The 19,379-nt window shown below is 60.3% G+C and carries 19 protein-coding genes; 5 read left to right on the forward strand and 14 right to left on the reverse strand.

What is annotated here, in order from left to right:
* Window positions 1-21: 21 nt before the first annotated feature.
* The 4 genes from HZ994_06255 (at window position 22) to HZ994_06270 (ending at window position 3,134) form a co-directional block, all read left to right on the forward strand.
* On the forward strand, window positions 22-729 hold the full coding sequence (locus tag HZ994_06255) for a PEP-CTERM sorting domain-containing protein (protein ID QTN31946.1): 708 nt from the start codon (window positions 22-24) through the stop codon (window positions 727-729).
* A 105-nt stretch (window positions 730-834) separates the two neighbouring features.
* Entirely contained in the window at window positions 835-1,869 is a 1,035-nt protein-coding gene (locus tag HZ994_06260) for a ThuA domain-containing protein (protein QTN31947.1), read from the forward strand.
* A gap of 15 nt (window positions 1,870-1,884) precedes the next feature.
* Window positions 1,885-2,400 (forward strand): hypothetical protein, encoded by a 516-nt coding sequence (locus HZ994_06265; protein QTN31948.1) that lies wholly within the window; start codon window positions 1,885-1,887, stop codon window positions 2,398-2,400.
* Window positions 2,401-2,459: 59 nt separating this feature from the next.
* A complete protein-coding gene (locus tag HZ994_06270; protein QTN31949.1) occupies window positions 2,460-3,134 on the forward strand; it encodes a tetratricopeptide repeat protein in 675 nt (224 codons plus the stop codon).
* A gap of 3 nt (window positions 3,135-3,137) precedes the next feature.
* On the opposite strand, the gene HZ994_06275 is transcribed toward HZ994_06270, so the two are convergent.
* From HZ994_06275 to HZ994_06295, 5 genes are all read right to left on the reverse strand, one after another.
* The gene (locus HZ994_06275; GenBank protein ID QTN31950.1) at window positions 3,138-3,971 is read right to left on the reverse strand and encodes a metal ABC transporter permease; all 834 of its coding nucleotides are present in this window, start codon (window positions 3,969-3,971) and stop codon (window positions 3,138-3,140) included.
* Complete coding sequence (locus HZ994_06280; GenBank protein QTN31951.1) at window positions 3,968-4,852, reverse strand: metal ABC transporter permease; 885 nt, start codon at window positions 4,850-4,852, stop codon at window positions 3,968-3,970. Before HZ994_06280 ends, HZ994_06275 begins: the two co-directional genes overlap by 4 nt.
* On the reverse strand, window positions 4,845-5,750 hold the full coding sequence (locus tag HZ994_06285) for an ATP-binding cassette domain-containing protein (protein QTN31952.1): 906 nt from the start codon (window positions 5,748-5,750) through the stop codon (window positions 4,845-4,847). Before HZ994_06285 ends, HZ994_06280 begins: the two co-directional genes overlap by 8 nt.
* Window positions 5,747-6,634, reverse strand: coding sequence for a metal ABC transporter substrate-binding protein (locus tag HZ994_06290; protein QTN31953.1), 888 nt, complete (start codon window positions 6,632-6,634; stop codon window positions 5,747-5,749). Before HZ994_06290 ends, HZ994_06285 begins: the two co-directional genes overlap by 4 nt.
* Before the next feature lie 122 nt (window positions 6,635-6,756).
* Complete coding sequence (locus HZ994_06295; protein ID QTN30770.1) at window positions 6,757-6,999, reverse strand: hypothetical protein; 243 nt, start codon at window positions 6,997-6,999, stop codon at window positions 6,757-6,759.
* A 215-nt stretch (window positions 7,000-7,214) separates the two neighbouring features.
* Between HZ994_06295 and HZ994_06300 the strand changes: the two genes are divergently transcribed.
* Window positions 7,215-8,627 (forward strand): sulfatase, encoded by a 1,413-nt coding sequence (locus HZ994_06300; protein QTN31954.1) that lies wholly within the window; start codon window positions 7,215-7,217, stop codon window positions 8,625-8,627.
* A 25-nt stretch (window positions 8,628-8,652) separates the two neighbouring features.
* Here the strand turns inward: HZ994_06300 and HZ994_06305 are convergent, their stop codons facing one another.
* The 9 genes from HZ994_06305 to HZ994_06345 all read right to left on the reverse strand — a co-directional run bounded on the left by HZ994_06305 (window position 8,653) and on the right by HZ994_06345 (window position 19,325).
* Complete coding sequence (locus HZ994_06305) at window positions 8,653-9,837, reverse strand: hypothetical protein (protein QTN31955.1); 1,185 nt, start codon at window positions 9,835-9,837, stop codon at window positions 8,653-8,655.
* A 44-nt stretch (window positions 9,838-9,881) separates the two neighbouring features.
* Window positions 9,882-10,838 (reverse strand): tRNA lysidine(34) synthetase TilS, encoded by a 957-nt coding sequence (gene tilS, locus HZ994_06310; GenBank protein ID QTN31956.1) that lies wholly within the window; start codon window positions 10,836-10,838, stop codon window positions 9,882-9,884.
* Window positions 10,828-12,609: a pseudouridine synthase gene (locus HZ994_06315; GenBank protein ID QTN31957.1), complete on the reverse strand. Its 1,782-nt coding sequence runs from the start codon at window positions 12,607-12,609 to the stop codon at window positions 10,828-10,830. Before HZ994_06315 ends, tilS begins: the two co-directional genes overlap by 11 nt.
* A gap of 119 nt (window positions 12,610-12,728) precedes the next feature.
* Window positions 12,729-13,631: a hypothetical protein gene (locus tag HZ994_06320; GenBank protein ID QTN31958.1), complete on the reverse strand. Its 903-nt coding sequence runs from the start codon at window positions 13,629-13,631 to the stop codon at window positions 12,729-12,731.
* Window positions 13,628-14,209 carry a DUF4339 domain-containing protein gene (locus tag HZ994_06325; protein QTN31959.1) on the reverse strand — a complete coding sequence of 194 codons (582 nt, stop codon included), beginning with the start codon at window positions 14,207-14,209 and terminating at the stop codon, window positions 13,628-13,630. Before HZ994_06325 ends, HZ994_06320 begins: the two co-directional genes overlap by 4 nt.
* 11 nt (window positions 14,210-14,220) lie before the next feature.
* Complete coding sequence (locus tag HZ994_06330; protein ID QTN31960.1) at window positions 14,221-15,006, reverse strand: CPBP family intramembrane metalloprotease; 786 nt, start codon at window positions 15,004-15,006, stop codon at window positions 14,221-14,223.
* 55 nt (window positions 15,007-15,061) lie between these two features.
* A complete protein-coding gene (locus HZ994_06335; GenBank protein ID QTN31961.1) occupies window positions 15,062-15,799 on the reverse strand; it encodes a phosphoadenylyl-sulfate reductase in 738 nt (245 codons plus the stop codon).
* Window positions 15,800-15,809: 10 nt separating this feature from the next.
* The gene (locus tag HZ994_06340) at window positions 15,810-17,528 is read right to left on the reverse strand and encodes an NADPH-dependent assimilatory sulfite reductase hemoprotein subunit (protein ID QTN31962.1); all 1,719 of its coding nucleotides are present in this window, start codon (window positions 17,526-17,528) and stop codon (window positions 15,810-15,812) included.
* 33 nt (window positions 17,529-17,561) lie between these two features.
* The gene (locus HZ994_06345) at window positions 17,562-19,325 is read right to left on the reverse strand and encodes an assimilatory sulfite reductase (NADPH) flavoprotein subunit (protein QTN31963.1); all 1,764 of its coding nucleotides are present in this window, start codon (window positions 19,323-19,325) and stop codon (window positions 17,562-17,564) included.
* Between the last annotated feature and the right edge of the window lie 54 nt (window positions 19,326-19,379).

Here is a 19,379-nt window from a genome sequence, read left to right on the forward strand (position 1 = left end):
CAAAGATCACAGCACCAGCCGATGAAACCCCTAAGACACTTATCCACGCCCGTTTTTTTCTCCCTGCTTCTCACAGCCCACACGCTTCCTGGCGCGATCGTTCTCGCCGATGCATTCGCCGATGTCGGGGATGCACAGAAAACCGGAAACACGGCGACATTCGGCTCCTGGGACACAGTCAACGGCATCATCGCCCCCGCGGCTTCGCTATCATTCTTCGATGCGGATGACGGAACGACTGCCGTGGGATTTCACTCTGCCACAGATGGGGAACTCGATGTGAACCAGAACATGACCGCCGGCGGATGGGTGACGAGCTTCGCGCTTGTTCTCGACGGTTCGACCTCGTCGATCGACCTGACATCCATCGTTTTCGACATGCGCCTCGCAAATGGAAGCGGAGGAAATAACACCACGGGAAGCAAGCAGGGCCAGATGGCGTTTCGGCTCGTTGGGAGCAGCAGCGGAACACTCGGCACCATCGATCTCGGCGGGGATCAGGGCTATCCCAGTGTTGAGTATCAGAGGACGCTCGACCTATCCTCGCTACCCTCATTGGGCACCAGCGAGACATACACCGCCTTCATCAGTGCCACCGGCTCGGGATTCGGCCACCATAAATCCCTGCAGGCCTTCGTGCTCAACGGCGACATCGCGGCCGTCCCGGAGCCTTCTGCCACCCTGTTGCTCTCGTTGACAGCACTCGGTCTGCTGCGTCGCAAACGCTAGAAGCCATCGATGCCTTCCGATCGTCATACACCTGGAAATGCATCCGGTGGCTGCCATCTACTGTTTGCATAGGGGACGGCGATGGCTTATTGGTTTCCCAACACCATGAGAATCAACTTCCCGCCCAGTTTCCTGAAATACATACGCATCCCATTGCTCTGCAGCGGAATCGCCACGGCCGAGGATGCGAAATGGCTCACCTACGAAGGCGGCGAAGGCCCCGGAAAAGGCAAACACATCGTCCTCATCGCCGCAGATCAGGAATACCGCAGCGAGCAGGCGATGCCGATGCTGGCGCGAATCTTATCCACCCACCATGGCTTCGATACCACCGTGCTTTTTTGCCTGAACGGAGACGGCCTGGTCGATCCCACCATGCCGGTCCATCCGGAAAAGGGAAAGGAAGCCGATTTCAAAACCCACAGCATCCCCGGCACCGAAAAACTCGCCGACGCGGATCTGGTGATCTTTTTCAATAGGATGCTGACCTTGCCCGAGGATCAGCTCAAAAACATCGTCACCTACCTCGACTCCGGAAAGCCCTTCATCGCGCTGCGCACCGCGAACCACGGGTTCATCGGCAGGCTGCCCTACGAGATCGATGGGAAGCAGGTGTCCTTCGGCGAGATCGTCGGTGGCGCTTTCATGAACCACCACGGGAATTGGTCGCGAGATTCCACAAGGGGCGATATTGTCCCTGAGCAGAAAGACCATCCCATTCTAACAGGAGTGAAGGACATCTGGGGGCTCACCGACGTCTATCGCACCTTCAAAGAAGGCACCGGCCTCCCCGAGGGCTGCACCGCCCTGGTCATGGGACAACCGCTCATCGGCCGCGAGCAGGGCGGCGCCGACAACCCCGAGAAGGAACCCCTCCCCGTCGTATGGACTAAGCATTGGACCACCACGGATAGCAAGAAAGCCCGCGTCCTCCACTCAACCATGGGCAGCGGAACGGATTTTGAAAATCCCGGCCTGCGCCGTCTCCTCGTCAATGGGGTTTACTGGTGCATCGGGATGGAAAAAGAAATTTCCCCGGACAGCAAGATCGACTACATCGGAGATTATACTCCCCTCTCCAACGGATTCAATTACGAGAAACTCGGTGTGAAGCCGAGGCCGGTATCCTACTACAAATAAAATTTCTCAAGACATATGAAACTCACAAGCATCCTACTCTCCTCCCTTCTCTGCACCGCCTGCCTTTCCGCAGAAACGATACTCGACGCGGGCGGCGACGGCGCCACGAAAACCGAGGTGAGCGACTCGATGATAGGCTTCCGCGACACCCTTCGATTTTACGAATTTGCGCAGCAACACGCGATCCTGCTAGTCCGCATCGACAACAGGGATACGAAATTTGCCATTTCTGCGAAGCTGTTTCTCTTCGCCGAAGGGACGACCGCCGAGGACATGGGGAAATGGGTCAACAACCAGCATTCCGACGGCCTTTTCGCGGACGCACCCGATCCGAAGGCATCCCATGAGATCCCTGCCGCAAGCTGCAAGGTGCTGGAACATGCGGCTGCGGATCTGGTTGAGGCACCCAACGGAAAATTCACCAATTACACCGTGACCTTCGCAATCAAGGACGTGCCACCCATCGGCGATATCAGGATCAAGGACTTCACCGACAAGGCATCCGTCAAGGTCAAGTCGGTGGAGGGCTGAAAACACAGCATTGATTCCGGCCTTGGATTCGTTGCTCCCGGAGATATCCTTGCGCTCACATGAGCGAACCCAGCATCGAATTCTACAACGCCGCAGTGGATGCGATCCAGTCCGGCGATCTCACCTCCGCCCTCTCGGCAGCGGAAAACTCCCTCACGGAAAACCCCTCAGACCCCGAGACCTGGCAGCTCTATGTCATGGTGCTCAGCGCCCTCGGCCGCAAGGAAGATGCCGCAAAAGCTACCGAAAAACTCAAGGAGCTCGGCCTCAGCGAAGCCGATGAATTCCTCATGAAAGCGGCCGAAGCAGTATCCGCAGGCGATCTCAACAACGCCCTCCGCCACTACGAATCCGCTTTCCTCGCCGCCCCCGAGCGCCCGGAAATCCACTCCGCCTACGCCCTCGCCCTCATGCAGGCAGGCAAGGCCAACGAAGCGCAGGCCGCTGCGGAGAAAGCCGTCTCGCTCGCCCCCGATGACTCCCGCGCAAACTACGCACTCGGCCACATCCTCCGAGTTAGCGGGGATAAGGACGCCGCTCTGGAGGCTCTCACAAAAGCAGTTTCCGCAGAGCCGGAAATGATGATCGCCCTTTACGAGCAAGGCATGATCCTCGCCGAGAAAGGTCGTCTCGAGGAGGCACTCTCAAACTTCGAGAAATTCCTCGAAATCCACCCCGATGACCCAAGCGCCTCCGAGGCGTTGGCAACAATCAGGGAACAAATGGGTGCTTGATCCCTAGCCTTTCCGCCTCCGCGCAATGATCCCGTATTTGGGAGCGAAGAGCAGGGAGACGAAAAAGAATGATGCCTGAACGAGGACGATGCAGCCACCTGTGGACGCATCGATGTGGTAGCTGATGAGGATCCCCATCACCGTGGCGATCACTGCGGACACGCAGGCGATGGCCAACATGCGGTCAAAGCGATCCGTCCACAGGTGCGCCACGCAACCCGGCGTGACAAGCATCGCAACAACCAGGATAATCCCGACCGCCTGCAGCGCGACGACGATGGCCAGAGCGAGCAAGCCGAGCAGCAGGTAGTTCAGGAAGCGATCGGGCAGCGCCATCACCCGCGCCTGGCCGGGGTCGAAGCAGATCAGCAGCAGGTCTTTTCTCAGCAGCAGCGTCACCAGCATCACCGCGCCGCCCATTCCCATCGTTTCCCAAAACTGGAATCTTGTGATCCCGAGGATGTTTCCGAAAAGTATATGATCGAGGTGGAGATCCGAGGGCGTCTTGCTGAACAGCACCAGTCCGAATGCGAACAGGCCGGTGAAAACCACTCCCATGGCTGTGTCTTCCTTGATGCGGCTGTTGCGTTTCACAAAGCCGGTGCTCGTCGCGCAAAACAACCCGGCGAGGAACGCACCGATCGCCAACGGGATGCCTGCGATGTAGGCGAGGACGATGCCGGGCAGGACGGAGTGCGAGACAGCATCGCCCATCAACGACCAGCCTTTCAGTATCAGGAAACAGGAAAGCAGCGCACACATCGCTCCGACCAGCCCGCCGACAAGCAGGGCGTCCTGCATGAAAGGGTAACGGAAAGGCTCCAGGAAATCGCTCATGGCAGCTGGATGGGAGAGGATTTCACCGCACCCTTGTGCAAAGCGCGGCGGGCGGCGAGGATGCCTTGCTTCGGAGCGAAAACGAAAGCTGTTAGAAAAACAAGCGTCTGGAGGGTGACGATACAACCACCGGTGGCGCCGTTGAGAAAATAGCTGGCGTAGGCACCGGCCAGAGAGGTGGCGACACCCAGCCCGGCGGAAATCCACAGCATTTTCCCGAAGCGATCTGTTAGGAGGTAGGCCGTCGCGCCCGGTGTCACCAGCATCGCCAAAACCAGGATGGCACCGACTGCCTGAAGCGCAGCCACAGAGGTCGCCGCCAGCAAGGCGAGCAATGTGAGGTGAAGGGCACCGGCATTCAGGCCGAGCGTCCTCGCCTGATTCGGATCAAAGCAGAAGAGCATGAGATCCCGCCATTTCAGCCCAAGCACGATCAGGGTCACCACGCTGATCCCGACCACCTGCACGATGTCCTCACTGGCAATACCCAAAATATTTCCATAGATGATGGCTTTAAGATCCACCCCAGCCGGAAACAGGGTAATCAATACCAGCCCGAGAGCGAAGAAGGCGGTGAAGACGATGCCTATCGTCGCGTCCTCGCGGATCCGGCTCTGGGCGCGGATGAAGGCCATCGCCCCCGCCGCGAGGATGCCAGCGATGAATGCGCCGAGCGCGAAGGGCACGCCGATGATGTAAGCGACAGCCACCCCCGGCACCACTGCATGGGAGAGAGCATCGCCCATCAGCGACCAGCCTTTCAGAGTAACAAAGGAGGAAAGGAAACCGCAGGTGCCGCCGACCAGTGCGCTGACCCAGATGGCGCGCAGCATGTAGTCGTATTGGAATGGAACCAGAAGTTCGTGGAAAAGCTCAGTCATTTTCCTCGGAGCGTTCGCGGAGAAGCTCGCCGTGCTTCTCGCGGTCCATGTATTCAAGGTGTCCGTCCTTGCCGAAGACCAGCGGCCTCTCGTCATCGGAAAGCACGCGCACCTGCCTCCCGTCGTGCTCTTGGATCGTCGATTGCTCGAACTGGAATTCCCGCAGCACCCCGCCGAAGGCCATGGCGAGATTTTGCGCGGTGAAAACATCTGCAGTCGCCCCGTAGGCCAGCACGGTGCGGTTGATGAGCACCACCTGATCACAGAATTCCGGAACGCTGCCGAGGTTGTGCGTAGAGACAAAAATGATGCAACCCGCTTCACGTAGTTCTTGGAGCAGGGCGATGATCGCATCCTCCGTTTTCACATCCACCCCCGTGAACGGCTCATCTAACAGGATCACCTGGCCGCCCTGTGCCAGGGCCCGGGCGAGGAAGACACGTTTCTTCTGCCCGCCGCTCAGCTCGCCGATCTGACGATCGCGGAACTCCCACATCGAGACGCGCCTGAGGCTTTCCTCGACCTTGCTTTTGTCGATTGCACGCGGGATGCGCAGGAAATTCATCGCGCCATAGCGGCCCATCATCACCACATCCCTGACGCTGACGGGGAACTGCCAGTCCACATCCTCTGACTGCGGGACGTATGCGACAGCATGTTTTTTGAGCGATTCCCGCACCGGCATCCCGTTGATGCGGACGCTGCCCGAGGTGGGGTTCACAAATCCCATGATGCTCTTGAACAGGGTCGATTTCCCGCTGCCGTTCACGCCGACAAGCGCACAGATCGTGCCAGCCCCGAGGCGGAAGCTGGCCTCCTTGAGTGCCTGGTGCCCGTTCGGATAGATCACGGAGACACCCTCCACTTCAAGGGAGACGTTATCTGAATCATCGTTCATTGGCTTTCCGTGAATCCTTTCAAAATCGTTTCCGCATTTGTCTCCAGCAGCTTCAGATAGCTCGGAGCCGGGCCGTCCGCCGCCGTGAGCGAGTCAACATACAGCACGCCGCCGTAGCGCGCACCGGTTTCCTGTGCCACTTGCCGAGCTGGCTTGTCACTCACGGTGCTTTCCGAAAAAATCACCGGGATCTCATTTTCGCGCACCGCGTCGATCACCTTCCGCACCTGCTGTGGAGTCCCCTGCGCATCCGCATTGATGGGCCACAGATAGAGCTGGCGCAGGCCCAAGTCCTCGCACAGATAGGAAAACGCACCTTCGCTCGTCACCAGCCAGCGCTGCGCCTCCGGGATGGCCGCAAGCTTTTCACGCACCGGCCCGCCGACTGCCTTGATGCGCGTGGTGTAATCCGCCGCGTTTGCGTTGTAGGTTTCCGCATTCGCAGGATCCATCTCCACCAGCGCCTTGCGGATGTTCTCCACATAGATCACCGCATTCGATGGCGACATCCACGCATGAGGATTCGGCTTCCCAGTGTATGGCCCTTCGGAAATCCCAATCGGGGAAATTCCTTCCGTGAGCACCGCTCCGGGCACATCCTTGACGTTGGCGAAGAATTTCTCAAACCACAGCTCCAGGTTCATCCCGTTCCAAAGCACCAGATCCGCCTGCTGCGCCTTGACGATGTCCTTTGGCGTCGGGTCGTAGCCATGGATCTCCGCGCCGGGCTTGGTGATGGATTCCACGATCGCCGCATCGCCAGCCACCTCCCGCGCCATGTCGGCGATGATCGTGAAGCTGGTGACCACACGCTTCTTGCCCGCCGTTTCCCCGCCGCCATTTTCGGAGCAGGAAGCGGAGCCGAAGCCAACCAGGAGCGCCATCGCTCCCGCAAGGCCAACGAACTTAATCTTAGTGAATTTTCCCTGAAGCATCCTGTGATTCATAGTCTTGATACGTTATTGTTTGTTTCAATGTAAAAAATTAGCCGCGCCTAAATATTTGCTCAGAGTTTCGTGATGAAACCAAGGAAGGGAGAGTAATCCTCCGCGTCTTTGCCCAGGCTCACGCGCACCCCGCCATCGAGTCGTAAGGCCTTTGTCATGCCATACTTCATGTTGAGCTCGCCGATCCCGTAGGAACTTTGCCCGCCATCCCCGCTTATCGAAGCGCTCTCCATTGCGAATTTGAAATGCCCGGCATCCACCGTTTGCGGGCTCTCCGTCGTGTCCGGGCGATCCGTGCTCAAAGGCCGCAGATGCCCCCCTTGCCCCGCTGCCATGGCTCCCCCCGCCGCAGCGGCCAAAAACCGTTATCGTCATAGACGCAATGTTTTTCATGAGAACCTAAAGAAGCTTAAGCTAATAAATTTAGTCAAGGCTAATTTCAGAATCCGAAAGCCGCAAGGTCATCGTTTTCCCGTGCGTATCTGTCCCATCCGTTCCGTTGACTTCAACAGATCCCATGAAACCATCCAAATCCCTCACCATCCTCATGGCGCTGGCTGCCATGCTGGCAGTCCCCGCCACGGCCGCCGCACGCAAACCCAACGTGATCCTCATCTTCGTCGACGACATGGGCTACAACGACCTTTCCTGCTACGGATCGGAGAAGATCAAGACCCCCAACCTCGACCGCCTCGCCTCGGAGGGGAAACGCTTCACCAGTTTCATGGTGCCTTCCTCCGTATGCTCCCCGTCGCGCGCCGCGCTGCTGACCGGCTGCTACCCGAAGCGGGTTGACATGGAAAAGCATGTCCTTTTTCCGCAGAGCAGAAAGGGCATCAACCCGGACGAATACACTCTCGCCGACCACTTCTCATCCGCCGGTTACGCCACCACCGCCATCGGCAAATGGCACCTCGGCCACTACCCGGAGACGCTTCCGCGTGTACTAGGATTCGGCTCCTACTACGGCATACCCTACTCGAACGACATGAACCACCCGGACAACAAGGGCAAGGCGAGCCCCGCGAGTGACGAAAGCTGGGAAAACCAGTCGGAATCCGTGAAACTCTGGCACACGCCCCTCGTGGAGAACGAGACGATCATCGAGCTGCCCGCCGACCAGCGCACCATCACCCGCCGCTACACCGAACGCGCCATCGGCTTCATCGATGCGAACAAGGAAAAGCCTTTCTTCATCTACCTCCCCCACTCCATGCCGCACATCCCGCTCTTTGTCCCGGAGGATGTCCTCGATCCAGATCCGGCCAACGCCTACACCTGCACCATCGAACACATCGACGCGGAGATCGGCCGCATCATGGCGAAGGTGAGGGAAGAGGGCTTGGACAAGGAAACCATCATCATTTTCACCAGCGATAACGGCCCGTGGATCAGGTTCAAGAACCACGGCGGCAACGCCGACCCTCTCCGCGAGGGGAAAGGCACGCCCTTCGAGGGCGGGCAGCGTGTGCCATGCATCATGTGGGCTCCTGGGCGCATCCCGGCTGGCACGGTCTCGGACGAGCTCGTCACGTCCATGGATCTGCTCCCTACGCTGGCCGCGATGACGGATATTCCCCTCCCGGAAAACGGGAAGCCAATCGATGGCATCAACCTTTCGCCCACCATCACCGGGCAATCCCCGTCCGCCCGCCACGAATTCATCTATTACACCGCCAACGGCGAACTGATCGGCCTGCGCAAGGACGGCTGGAAATTGCTGCTCAACCCTGCGGGCAAGAAGCGGGAACCCATGCTCTTCAACATCACCAAGGACATGGGCGAGAAGAAAGACCTCTCCGCCACAAACAAGGAAATCGTGGGGGAAATGACAACCCGGATGCTTGAACTCGACAAGGAGATCGAAAGCAACAGGCGTCCCGCATGGACCACCCGCGAAGACCACCCGTGGCCGGACGAGATCAGGTGACGCATACGCTCAGCCCCGGGCAAACTCACTCCGCAACCACCCAACCGTCCGCGACATACTCCTCGATGATCACCTGGTTGGCCGATTTCGCATCCTCCGGAAAGCGGATTTTCACCATCACCGCGACGGTCACAGCCTGCTCGCCGGGGCGCAATCTCTGGTCGAGCAGCGAGTTCCGCTCCGCGTAGCCGTAGAGCGTCGCCACACCATCCGGCGAGGTGAGCCGGTAGGAGCGCCACTTCGACTCATCCGCAAATCCGAAGTTGTAGTAGTCCACCCATTTCAGCTTCGCCCTCACCAGCACGGGCTTGGACGGTTTCTGCGCCATGATCTCATCCCATGGCATCTCCGACCATCCGGCCCAGCTCTCCCAGTCGATCTTCAGGCCGTCCGCACCCTCGATGAAGGCAAGCTGCTTTTGCTCGAAATCCTCCGTCGTGATGCTCACCGCCGCAAAGTTCGACCTGTAGCTAACGCGTCCGGAGGAATTGAATTTGGAGATACCCACCGGCTCCAGCACCCCGCCCGGATAATGGGCGCGTATCTTTTCCACAACTTGCTCCGGATTGTGAACGAGAGGCAGGATTTCCGCTATGCTCTTCGCGGCGAAAAAACGCTCGGCGAGCGGCTCGGCGAGCGCGAGGAACTCCGTCTCGCTGCGTTTCATCACCGCAGGCAGCTCCACCGGATCGGCGAGCTCCGCATCGGGCAGGATCAGCGGAGCCTTGACCAGATCATCGAAATCGTCGCGTTCACCCCATTCCGGGATGTCCGCCGCTTCGCCATCATCCTGCTCGCTGGCTTTCACGAGGAGGAAAACACAGCCGAAAACCGCCAGGATGGAACCCGCAAACACCGCCACCGTCTGCACGGTGCGTTTGCCTTTCTTTCTGCTCGCGCGCCATTTTCCGGAACTCGCGTCCCAGCCCTGCTCTTCCGCCTCCCTCTGCTTTTTCTTCCTCTTGGATCTTGTCCGCTTCTCGCCGCGCGGATCCGGCTCACTCTCCGCAAAAGCGATCTTCTGTAGAGGCGCCATCAGCGGGGCGGTTGAATCGCCCTCACCCGGAATGCGCAGCATGCGGCGGCACGATGGGCAGATGATCCCCTCGCCATCGTGATCCCGCGGGACGCGGAACACGAAACGGCAATCCGGACAAACATAGCCGCTCCAGCGCCTCACCTTCCCTGCATCCGTCTCGCTCTGCACCATGGGAGGAAGTTGCCCCCATCCCCATGCCGGTGGCAAGCCCCGGCTCAACCCACATCCACGAAAATCCTCCCCGCCCGCCTGCGCAGCCTGCCACCACCGGGAAGATTCAAGCTCGGAGAGGCATCCGAACCGGCCAGCCCGACACCCCTGGCCACCAGGTCCGAGCTGATCCCCCCCACGCCATTGCGCTTGAGGAAAACCGCCATCACCTCGGCCTGCAAAACCTCGGGCAAACCTCGGAAAACCCCGAGATGCAAGCGTCCCTGCGGATCCAGCGCGTCCGCCCGCTCCGCCGCCCAGCCCGCGATCACGCGCAAACCCTCCGCCGCCTCCGCCGCCCTTGCCAGCATCGGTGAAACATCGCGCCCGGCGATCTCGCCGAGCAAGGGCAGCACCTCGATCCTGATTCGGTTCCTCACCACATCGCATTCCGCATTGCTCGCATCCTCACGCCATTTGAAACCATGGGACAGCATCCAATCCCGCATCTCCGCCTTCCGCACCCGGAGCAGCGGTCTCACCACCTCCATCCTCCGCCCGCCCATCCCGATTTCCGCAGCCTCCCTCATCCCCCGGCACCCGTGCGACCCGCGCATCAGGTTCCACAAAACCGTTTCCGCCTGATCATCCGCATGGTGCGCCAGCAGCAAACGCCCGCAACGATGCCTCTTCCCGCACTCCCCGAAAAAACCATGCCTCGCCAGCCTCGCAACCGTTTCCAGGGAGCCGCCGCCCTCCTTGATCATGCCGCGCACATCCGCCTTCCCCATTTCCACCGCGTAACCCATCCCCTCCGCCACCCTCTTCACAAACCGCGCATCCCCCGTCGATTCCCTGCCGCGTAACCCGTGATCCAGATGGCAGACCACCACATCACGGAAGCCGCCCTCCTTGAGCAAATGCAACAGCGCCATCGAATCCATTCCCCCGGAAACCCCGAGCAGCCAACGCTTCCTCCGCGAAACCCCGGCGAGCCATGGAATGTTTAGTTCAATCTTCACCGTGTCTGAACCCGTTCACAAACTCCATCCTCTTCCCGCTCACCGGATGCGTGAAAACCAATTTCCAGGCCTCCAGCTCCATCGGCGCATCCCCCACCTCCAGCGTCTGCTTGCCGCCCATTTCCCGACCTAACAGATAACACGGATCACCCACCACAGGAAAACCCATCTCCCACAGATGCACCCGGATCTGGTTCGTCCGCCCGCTGCCCAGCCTCGCCTCCAGCCAGGCCGTACCGTCCGCACATCTCTCCTTCACGGAAAAATCCGTGCTCGCCGCCAGGCCGTCCTCGTCATCCACCATCCGGCCACCCGGCCCCACCGGCTTCGCCGAAATCGCGGACTCGCACGTTTTCACCTCCCACCCCGGATGCCCATGCACCCGCACACGATAGATCTTCTCCACCTTCCCCTCCAGGAACTGCCGCTGCAGGAGCCGGCAGAAATGCCGGGTTCGTGCAAATAGCACAAGACCACGCGTATTCGCATCCAGCCTGTGAACCGGCCTCAGATACTTCGGCTCATACACTTGGTTCACCAAAAATTGCAGCGTGTTCCGGTGATACCTCCCGCTCGCGTGCATCGGCAGCGGCGCGGGTTTTTCCACCACCACCACCGCCTCATCGTCCCAAACAATCCGGATCCCCTTCGCCACCTCAGGCTCCACCTCGGGCGGGAAAACCTGCAGGATCCTCTCCCCCGCGCGCACCAAATGATCCATCCCCCGCACCTTCCCGCCATAGCTCACGAAGCGCCCCGCATCACACCGCTCCGCCCATTCCCCGCGCGCAACCTGCGGGAACTGATCCACCAGCATATCCCCCAGCGTCCATCTGTCATACCTCGCGGAAACATTCACCGGCCTCCTGTTCTCCTGCGCCACCGATCCCGGCAAAACCTCGCACACCGCATCCAGCTTCGCCTGCGACAGCGCGATCCGCTCCGCCATTTTCTCCGGCTCCGCCACAAAGCAATACGGGCAGGTTTTCCCCGCTACATACCTCACATCCTCCTGATCCTCCGCATCCAGCGGTGCCTGGCACGCATAGCACACCGCCGTATCCGTCTCCCTTAACGCCGGATCCACCCCCACCCGCTGGTCGAACACAAAGCACTCCCCGTCGTAGTGATCCCCACCGCATTCCTCGAAATATTTCAGGATCCCCCCATCGAGCTGATAGATGTTCTTGAAGCCCTCCATCTCCATGAACGGCCCCGCCTTCTCACAGCGGATCCCTCCGGTGCAAAACATCACCACCGTCTCATGCTTCATTTCCTCGGGAAGCTCCCGGACAGCTTTCGGAAACTCCCGGAAGGTCTTGATATCCGGCACCACCGCACCTGCGAAGGTCCCGAGTTTCACCTCATAATCGTTCCGCGTATCCAGCAGCGTCACCTTGCGCCCCTCATCCAGCCACCGCTTGAGTTCCTTTGCGGAAAGCTTGGGCGAAGTCCGTTTCCCCGGCTCCACACCCTCCACCCCGAAGGAAATGATCTCTTTCTTGATCCTCACCAGCATCCTCCGGAACGGCTGATCCTCGCTCTCGCTGGTTTTTCCCTCGAAATCCCCCAGCCCTGGGATTTCACGCAGCCGACCCATCAGCCTCCTCACCGCGTCACCCGAGCCCGCCACGAATAGGTTGATGCCCTCCACGCTCAGCAAAATCGTCCCCTTGAGCCCCACCCCCTTGCACAGCGCGATCAATTCCTCGCGCAACTCCTTCAAGCCCGCCAGCTCCACAAACCTGTATGCCGCCAAATTCGTAACCATGTCCGTCACCAAAACCTGCCAACCGCCGCAGCGCTTTGCAACCGCCCAGCGAAAGAAATCTGGGCTCCGAGGCGGCGATCACCTCGCTCAGAAATCACTTTCCGCCACTCCGCCTAAGCCTAAGGCCGAAGAACGGCACTGGCGATCCTCTGCTCGGATTTCACGAAAACGGCCACTTCCATGGACTCCTCCATGAGCAGCTCCCTGGTATCGATCTCCCGGCTGCCGAGCAGTTGCTTTTCCTTGCCGTAAAGCTCGATTCGGAAACGCCCGGAATGGATCGCCATCAGGGTTGAGAACTCTTTCCAATCGCCCTGGGCGGCATCGCCGGGCTTGGCTTGCATCGCTACCTCCCAGGCGCTGCCACGCGCCAGATGGAAGACAAGGGCGTTCTTGCCGTTGTCCACCGCCACGAGCCTGAAGGTGATGTAATCCCCTGAAAAGCCGCGTTGGAGGATGAGCTCCTCCTTGCTGAGCGGCGCAAGCCGGTCTCGGGCGCTGAGGAAGGTCTTGCGGTAGTCGATGAAAAAGGTGGAGACGAAAAGCAGCAGGAGCAGCCCGATGGCGGCCGGGAAAAATGCACGTCGCAGGGATGCGGGGGTGATCTCCGGCGGGGCATCTTCCGTTGCTGCTTCCACCGTCCTCCTCTCCACGGCCACCCGTCCGTCCATACCGATCGCGTAGAGCGATTGCACCGCACTGCCAGCCCTGAACTCCTCGCTGCGCACCGTCGAGAACGCAGCGGAAACCGCCGCCTGCGGGATGAGCTCCAGCAGAGCGTTGATCCCTTCGGAAAGCGCCGCGCCGAGCTCGCTTCCCTTGAGTCCCGAGGTTTTCCGGGGGGTGGGATCGGCGACGAGGGAGAATGAGCCACCCTCAATGCCCAGATGGAAAAGCAGGCCGGCGTCGCCGGCCGATTTCACCCATGCCCTGATGTCCGCAATCATGCGCTCATCCTGCGGCAAGGGTGCCTGGAGCATCCCGTCCAGACGGTATGTGCCTGCGGTCGGCTTGGCGTTCATGCCGGGAAAAGGTTGGGGATTGTCCCAGCCGGCTGCCAATCCGCCATACCCTCCACCCATACCAGGGTATCGGGCGAAAGGCTGCCCTGCCTGGCGCGTGAGTTGAGCAATGCGAATGTGTATGGCCCGCCCTGCTGCCCGCCTTCGTTCGCATACCAGCCTTGCGCCGGGTATCCGGGCGGCGGCACCGCCGGGCTGTTGCCGGTCAGCAGCACCGGCTTGGGCAGGTTCCCCAGGTTCAGTCCGGGGGCCGCGCTGCGGGTATCCATGCCCAGCTTCTCGTCATGCAGGTCCAGCCGGGCGATGGTGTGCTGGCGCAGCGCGTCGTTCTTCAACTGCTCCTGCCTGAGCTGCTCGCGCAGGCGGCGTTGCTCGATCTCGTTCGCGCTCCACTTCGCCTGCTCTTCCTTGAGGTTCGAGAGGCAGAGTATGATGATGAGCGAAATGCAGCCGAAGAAAAACCCCAGGAAAAACCAGCCCACCGTGTTGCGACCCTTGGAGGATGCGATGGCTGCCGTGATGCCGCCCATGACAAGGCCTATCACCAACTGCATGACAAGCTGCTCGCCATTTCCCATGGGTGCGGAGGCTAGGTGTCGAAAAGGCTGATAACAACCAAATTATGGGCGAAATGGGCGAGCATAGGCGGGTACAGGCTGCCGCTTTTCCACTTCATCCAGCCCAAAAGCGCACCCAGTCCCGCAAGGTATGGGCCGGACAGGATGGACATGTGCGCGGCGGAGAAAAGCACCGATGAGGCCGCAATCGCGACCCATGGCCCGACGACCGATTCGAAGCGATGCTGGATGATGCCACGGAACGCGATCTCCTCAACGACGGCGGGCATGACGCAAATGAAAAGGATGGCACCCGCCCTGGAGCCGAAGAAGCTGCCATAGTCCTCCATTTCGATGTCGAGCAACGCCACCAAAACACTGTGATACCCATAGTTCAGGGCCAACATGGGGATGAGCAGTGCCAGCCCCGCCCAAGCTGCGGTTTTCCCGAAGCCCGTGACAGCCAGCAAGGGCCGCACGTCCGCCCAATACCTGACCAGGGCGAATGCGGTGGTGACGAAAATCGCCAGCTGCACCAACAGCATGACCGGGCCGAGGTTGTCCTTGCCCCAGATGGCCAGGCCGATGAAGGCGGACACCATCATCGCGGAGAGGAATGCGAAGAACACCGTCCAGACATCCGGCGCACCGGTCCGCAGCCGTGTCTCGATGTTCTCGAACTTCGGCATGGAAGGCGTCAGGCCAAGCTCGATGGAGCGGTGGGGCTTGGCGCAGCCCGGGCAAAAATACACCCTGGAATCGAGATGATGCCCGCAATATCCGCAGGTGCCGTCCGTGGGCATGAGATCTTCCGACATGATACGGCAGGACGCTGGCATGAAAGGGCGCAGCGCGCGAGGAAATACGGGTGCGTCAGATCTGGAAGTCGGAAGTGCCGGAATCGAGGTGCAGGCCGCACTCGAATTTCTCACCGTTGAAGCGGGTGCCTTCGGCGGAGCCGTTTTCCGCAGGGCGTGTGCTGTGCCAATCGCCCATGGTCAGGTAGCCTTTTTCGGAGAGCGGGTGGCGCGGGAGATCGTGCTGCTGGAGATAGAGATCCACCTGGGCATCCGCCCAGTCGAGGATGGGATAGGCTTTGAGGGTTTTTTTCTGCTGCTCGACGAAGGGGCGGTCGCTGCGGGTCTTCGACTGCGAGCGGCGCAGCCCGCTCAGCCAGACATCCGCGCCGAGCTCGCGCAGGGCGCGGTTCATCGGCTCGATCTTGGTGAGCATGCCGTAGCGCTCCTGGTCTTCTGCGGAGCCTTCCCAGAGATTTCCCCACAAGGACTGCATCCGGGCGGCGGAAACCGATGGCTGATAGACGCGGAGGTCGAGCTTGGGCATGATGGTGCAAAGCTGCTCGGCGTACTGGTATGTCTCCGGAAAAAGGAAACCGGTGTCGATGAACACGACCGGGATTTCCGGAGCATTCTCATGGATGAGATGAAGCATCACCGCAGCCTGCAGGCCAAAGCTGGTGGTGGCGACGAGGTGGTCCCCGAGCCGCCCGTGCAGCAGGCGCACCCGCTCCCCGGCGCGCATCGGCGCAATCTCGGCGGACAGGCTCGCGGGGTCGAAATCCGGCTCCGCATGGAATTTTAGTGCTTGCATGGCGATTTGGTCAGGCGCTGACGGCCTCTTCCTTCACGTTCTTGTGGAAATCCTGGCCTTGCTCGGTGGCGGCGACGTATCCCGTGCGGATGCAGAAATCCCCGAAGCGTTCGCCTTCGTTGCGTTCCTTCGCGTAACGGCGGATGATGGGAGCCAGAAGATCCTTGATCTCGTTTCCGGGAAAATTCTCGCGATAGAGCTTCGACAGACGCTGCCCCGCAAAGCCACCGCCGAGATAGACGTTGTAGCAACCCGGTGAGCGGCCGACGAATCCGATCTCGGAAATGTAGGGGCGCGCGCAGCCGTTAGGGCAGCCGGTCATGCGGATGGTGATCGCATCGTGGCGCAGTCCAGCTTCCTCGATCACTTCCTCAAGCTCAGTGAGGAGATCCGGGAGGTATCTTTCTGCTTCCGCGAGGGAAAGGCCGCAGGTCGGCAGGGCGACGCAGGCAAGCGAGTTGAGCCGCAGGCCGCTTTTCTCGTGACTGTCCTTCATGCCGTATTGCTCGAGGAGCTTCTCGATCTCCGGGCGTTTCTCCGGCGAGACATTCGCGATCATCAGGTTCTGGTTCGCGGTGAGGCGGAAGTCGCCGTCGTGAACCTTGGCGATCTCGCGCAGGCCGGTGCGCATCGGATAGGAAGGCGTATCAAGCACGCGCCCGCCCTGGATGAAGAGGGTGAGGTTGTGCTTGCCGTTGGTGCCCTCGACCCAACCGAAGCGGTCCCCGTTGTCCTCGAATTTGAAATCCCGGACAGGCCCGAGCTCGTAGCCGAGGTATTCGTTGAGCTTCGCAAGGATCCACTCCGGGCCATGGTCATCGACGGTGTATTTCATGCGCGCGTGCTTGCGCTCGGTGCGGCAGCCGTGGTCGCGCTGGAGGATCACCACCTTTTCGGCAACGTCGTTCACCTGTTCCGGCGCGCAGAAGCCGATCACATCCGCGAGGCGCGGGTAGGTTTTCTCATCGCCGTGGGTCATGCCCATGCCGCCGCCGACGGCGACGTTGAAACCAACGAGCTTGCCTTCTTCGACGATGGCGATGAAGGAAAGGCAATTCGCATAGATATCCACATCGTTGGACGGCGGGACGGCGACGGTGATCTTGAATTTCCGCGGCAGGTAGGTCTTGCCGTAGATCGGCTCGACCTCTTCCTCGCTGCTCTCGACTTTTTCGCCATCCAGCCAGATCTCATGGTAGGCGCGGGTGGCGGGCGTTAGGTGCTCGGATATTCCCTGCGAAATTCTCAGCACCTCCGCGTGGACGGAGGAGAGATATGGGTTCGGGTTGCACATCACGTTGCGGTTCACGTCGCCGCAGGCCGCGATCGTATCCATCGCCGCCTGGTTGATCTCCGCGATCGTGCGTTTCAGATTCGACTTGATGATGCCGTGGAACTGGAACGCCTGCCGGGTGGTCAGCTTGATCGTGCTGTTGGCAAACTGAGTGGCCATGCGATCCGTCTCCAGCCACTGCTGCGGCGTAGCGACCCCACCCGGCACGCGGATGCGGATCATGAAGCTGTAAGCCTTCTCAAGCTTGTGCTTGCGGCGGTTCGGGCGCAGGTCGCGGTCGTCCTGCTGGTAGGTACCGTGGAATTTCAGGAGCTGCTGATCGTCCTCGGCCATGGAACCGGTGGACAGGTCGGCGAGACCTTCCTCGATGGTTCCCCGGAGGTAGTTGCTGCGGATCTTGATGCCTTCGTTGGCCGCTAGTTTTTGTTCGGACATTGGAAATGAGATTTGGAATTAGGGATTTGGAATTCAGTAAACGTCGCGTTGGTAGCGTTTCGATTTCTTGAGGCCCTCGACGTAGGCCTCGGCCTCTTCGCGGCTTTTCGCGCCGTAGTTTTTCACGATGGAGATGAGCGCCTCGTGGACATCGGCGGCCATGCGGCTGGCGTCGCCGCAGACATAGAAGTGTGCGCCTTCCTCGAGCCAGGCATAGAGCTCCGCTCCCTTTTCGAGCATCTTGTCCTGCACGTAGACCTTCTCGGGCTGATCGCGGGAAAATGCGAGGTCGAGCTTGGTGAGATGACCGTTTTTCAGGAAATCCTGCCATTCGAGCTGATAGAGGAAGTCGTAGGTGTAGCGCTGGTCGCCGAAGAAAAGCCAATTTTTCCCGCTCGCCCCGAGAGCCGCGCGGTGCTCCACGAAGGAGCGGAACGGTGCGATCCCCGTGCCCGGCCCGACCATGATGATGGGCGTGCCGCCATCGGCGGGGAGGCGGAAATTCTTGTTCGGCTGGACGAAGACCGAAACCTTCTGCCCGGCCTTCGCGACATCGGCGAGATAGGTCGAGCATACGCCTTTCCTCAAGCGGCCGTGCGTTTCATACCTCACGGCGGCGACGGTCAGATGCACCTCGTCCGGATGCGCAAGCTGGCTCGATGCGATCGAATACAGGCGGATCGGCAGCTTGCGGAAAATGCCCGCCAGCGACTCGGCGGAAAGCCCCTTGGGGGCGTAGTCGATGAGCGCGTCGATGATCTCCCGGCCGTTGATGTACTCGTGGAGCCTTTCCTTGGCGTCGTCCTCAAGCAGTGCGGCAAGCGTTGCGGAACCGGATGCCTCGGCGAGCTTCTTGAGCACCGCCTTGGAGAGCGCGGTGATGTCGAAATCCTCACGCAGCGCGTCCGCCAAAAGCTTTTTCCCGGCGCCTTTGACCTCGATTTCCTCGGTGCCGGTGAGTTTCGCGGCAGCGAGGATGTCTTTCACCATGGACGGGCAGTTCGTCGGCTGCACGGCCAGCGCGTCGCCGGGCTCGTAGCCCATGCCGCTGCCATCGAGCGATAGCTCCACATGGATCGTCTCCTTCGCGGAGCCTTCGCCGTTGAGCAACAGGTTGTCGATCACCTCGGAGGGGAACGGGTTCTTCTTCCCATACTCCACACCGCCGGAAAGCAGCGGCTGCAATTCCTCCAGGGGGGCTGCGGCAGCAGGGCCGAGCGCCTTCATCGCCGCATCGAACCAACCCGCATACGCATCCTCATAGTCCACATCGCAATCGACCCTGGGGGCGATCCGCGTTGCGCCGAGTTTCTCCAGACGGGAATCGAACTGCTTCCCGATCTCGCAGAATTTTTCGTAGGAAGTGTCGCCGAGCGCGCAGACGCTGAACTTCACCTTGCCCAGCTTGAGATCCGCTGCCATGAAATCCTTGTGGAAGGATACCGCAGTCTCCGGTGCCTCCCCATCTCCCCAGGTTGATACGATCACCAGCAGGTTCTCTTCCTTTTCCAGATCCTTGGGAGCGAGATCCGCCATGTTCTTCATCACCGCCTTGAAGCCCTTTTTCTTCGCCTCTTTCATGGCGCGATCGGCCAACTCCTCGGAATTCCCGCTCTCCGTCCCATAAAGCACCGTGAGCTTCCCTGCGGAAACAGGAGCCGCCGCCACGGCGGGCGCGGCCGATCCGGCGGCTAGGAACCCGCTGAGCCATCCGCGCTGCAGCGCATCAAATCCGGCAAGCAATGAATCCAGCGCCTTGCGCTGGTCGGGTGAAAACGGCGAATTGTCTGGAAGCATAATCCTTAGCTTGTTACCTTTTTTTGTCAGGTTTCTGGCAGGATCTTTCCCCAG

It is taken from the genome of Akkermansiaceae bacterium, assembly GCA_017798145.1.
GTDB lineage: Bacteria > Verrucomicrobiota > Verrucomicrobiia > Verrucomicrobiales > Akkermansiaceae > Luteolibacter.

Excerpts from the sequence above, each read along its gene's own strand:
- HZ994_06255 (QTN31946.1), top strand. The coding sequence starts at position 22 with ATGAAACCCCTAAGACACTTATCCACGCCCGTTTTTTTCTCCCTGCTT.
- HZ994_06260 (QTN31947.1), top strand. The coding sequence starts at position 835 with ATGAGAATCAACTTCCCGCCCAGTTTCCTGAAATACATACGCATCCCA.
- HZ994_06265 (QTN31948.1), top strand. The coding sequence starts at position 1,885 with ATGAAACTCACAAGCATCCTACTCTCCTCCCTTCTCTGCACCGCCTGC.
- HZ994_06270 (QTN31949.1), top strand. The coding sequence starts at position 2,460 with ATGAGCGAACCCAGCATCGAATTCTACAACGCCGCAGTGGATGCGATC.
- HZ994_06275 (QTN31950.1), bottom strand. The coding sequence starts at position 3,971 with ATGAGCGATTTCCTGGAGCCTTTCCGTTACCCTTTCATGCAGGACGCC.
- HZ994_06280 (QTN31951.1), bottom strand. The coding sequence starts at position 4,852 with ATGACTGAGCTTTTCCACGAACTTCTGGTTCCATTCCAATACGACTAC.
- HZ994_06285 (QTN31952.1), bottom strand. The coding sequence starts at position 5,750 with ATGAACGATGATTCAGATAACGTCTCCCTTGAAGTGGAGGGTGTCTCC.
- HZ994_06290 (QTN31953.1), bottom strand. The coding sequence starts at position 6,634 with ATGGCGCTCCTGGTTGGCTTCGGCTCCGCTTCCTGCTCCGAAAATGGC.
- HZ994_06300 (QTN31954.1), top strand. The coding sequence starts at position 7,215 with ATGAAACCATCCAAATCCCTCACCATCCTCATGGCGCTGGCTGCCATG.
- HZ994_06305 (QTN31955.1), bottom strand. The coding sequence starts at position 9,837 with ATGGTGCAGAGCGAGACGGATGCAGGGAAGGTGAGGCGCTGGAGCGGC.
- HZ994_06315 (QTN31957.1), bottom strand. The coding sequence starts at position 12,609 with ATGGTTACGAATTTGGCGGCATACAGGTTTGTGGAGCTGGCGGGCTTG.
- HZ994_06320 (QTN31958.1), bottom strand. The coding sequence starts at position 13,631 with ATGAACGCCAAGCCGACCGCAGGCACATACCGTCTGGACGGGATGCTC.
- HZ994_06325 (QTN31959.1), bottom strand. The coding sequence starts at position 14,209 with ATGGGAAATGGCGAGCAGCTTGTCATGCAGTTGGTGATAGGCCTTGTC.
- HZ994_06330 (QTN31960.1), bottom strand. The coding sequence starts at position 15,006 with ATGTCGGAAGATCTCATGCCCACGGACGGCACCTGCGGATATTGCGGG.
- HZ994_06335 (QTN31961.1), bottom strand. The coding sequence starts at position 15,799 with ATGCAAGCACTAAAATTCCATGCGGAGCCGGATTTCGACCCCGCGAGC.
- HZ994_06340 (QTN31962.1), bottom strand. The coding sequence starts at position 17,528 with ATGTCCGAACAAAAACTAGCGGCCAACGAAGGCATCAAGATCCGCAGC.
- HZ994_06345 (QTN31963.1), bottom strand. The coding sequence starts at position 19,325 with ATGCTTCCAGACAATTCGCCGTTTTCACCCGACCAGCGCAAGGCGCTG.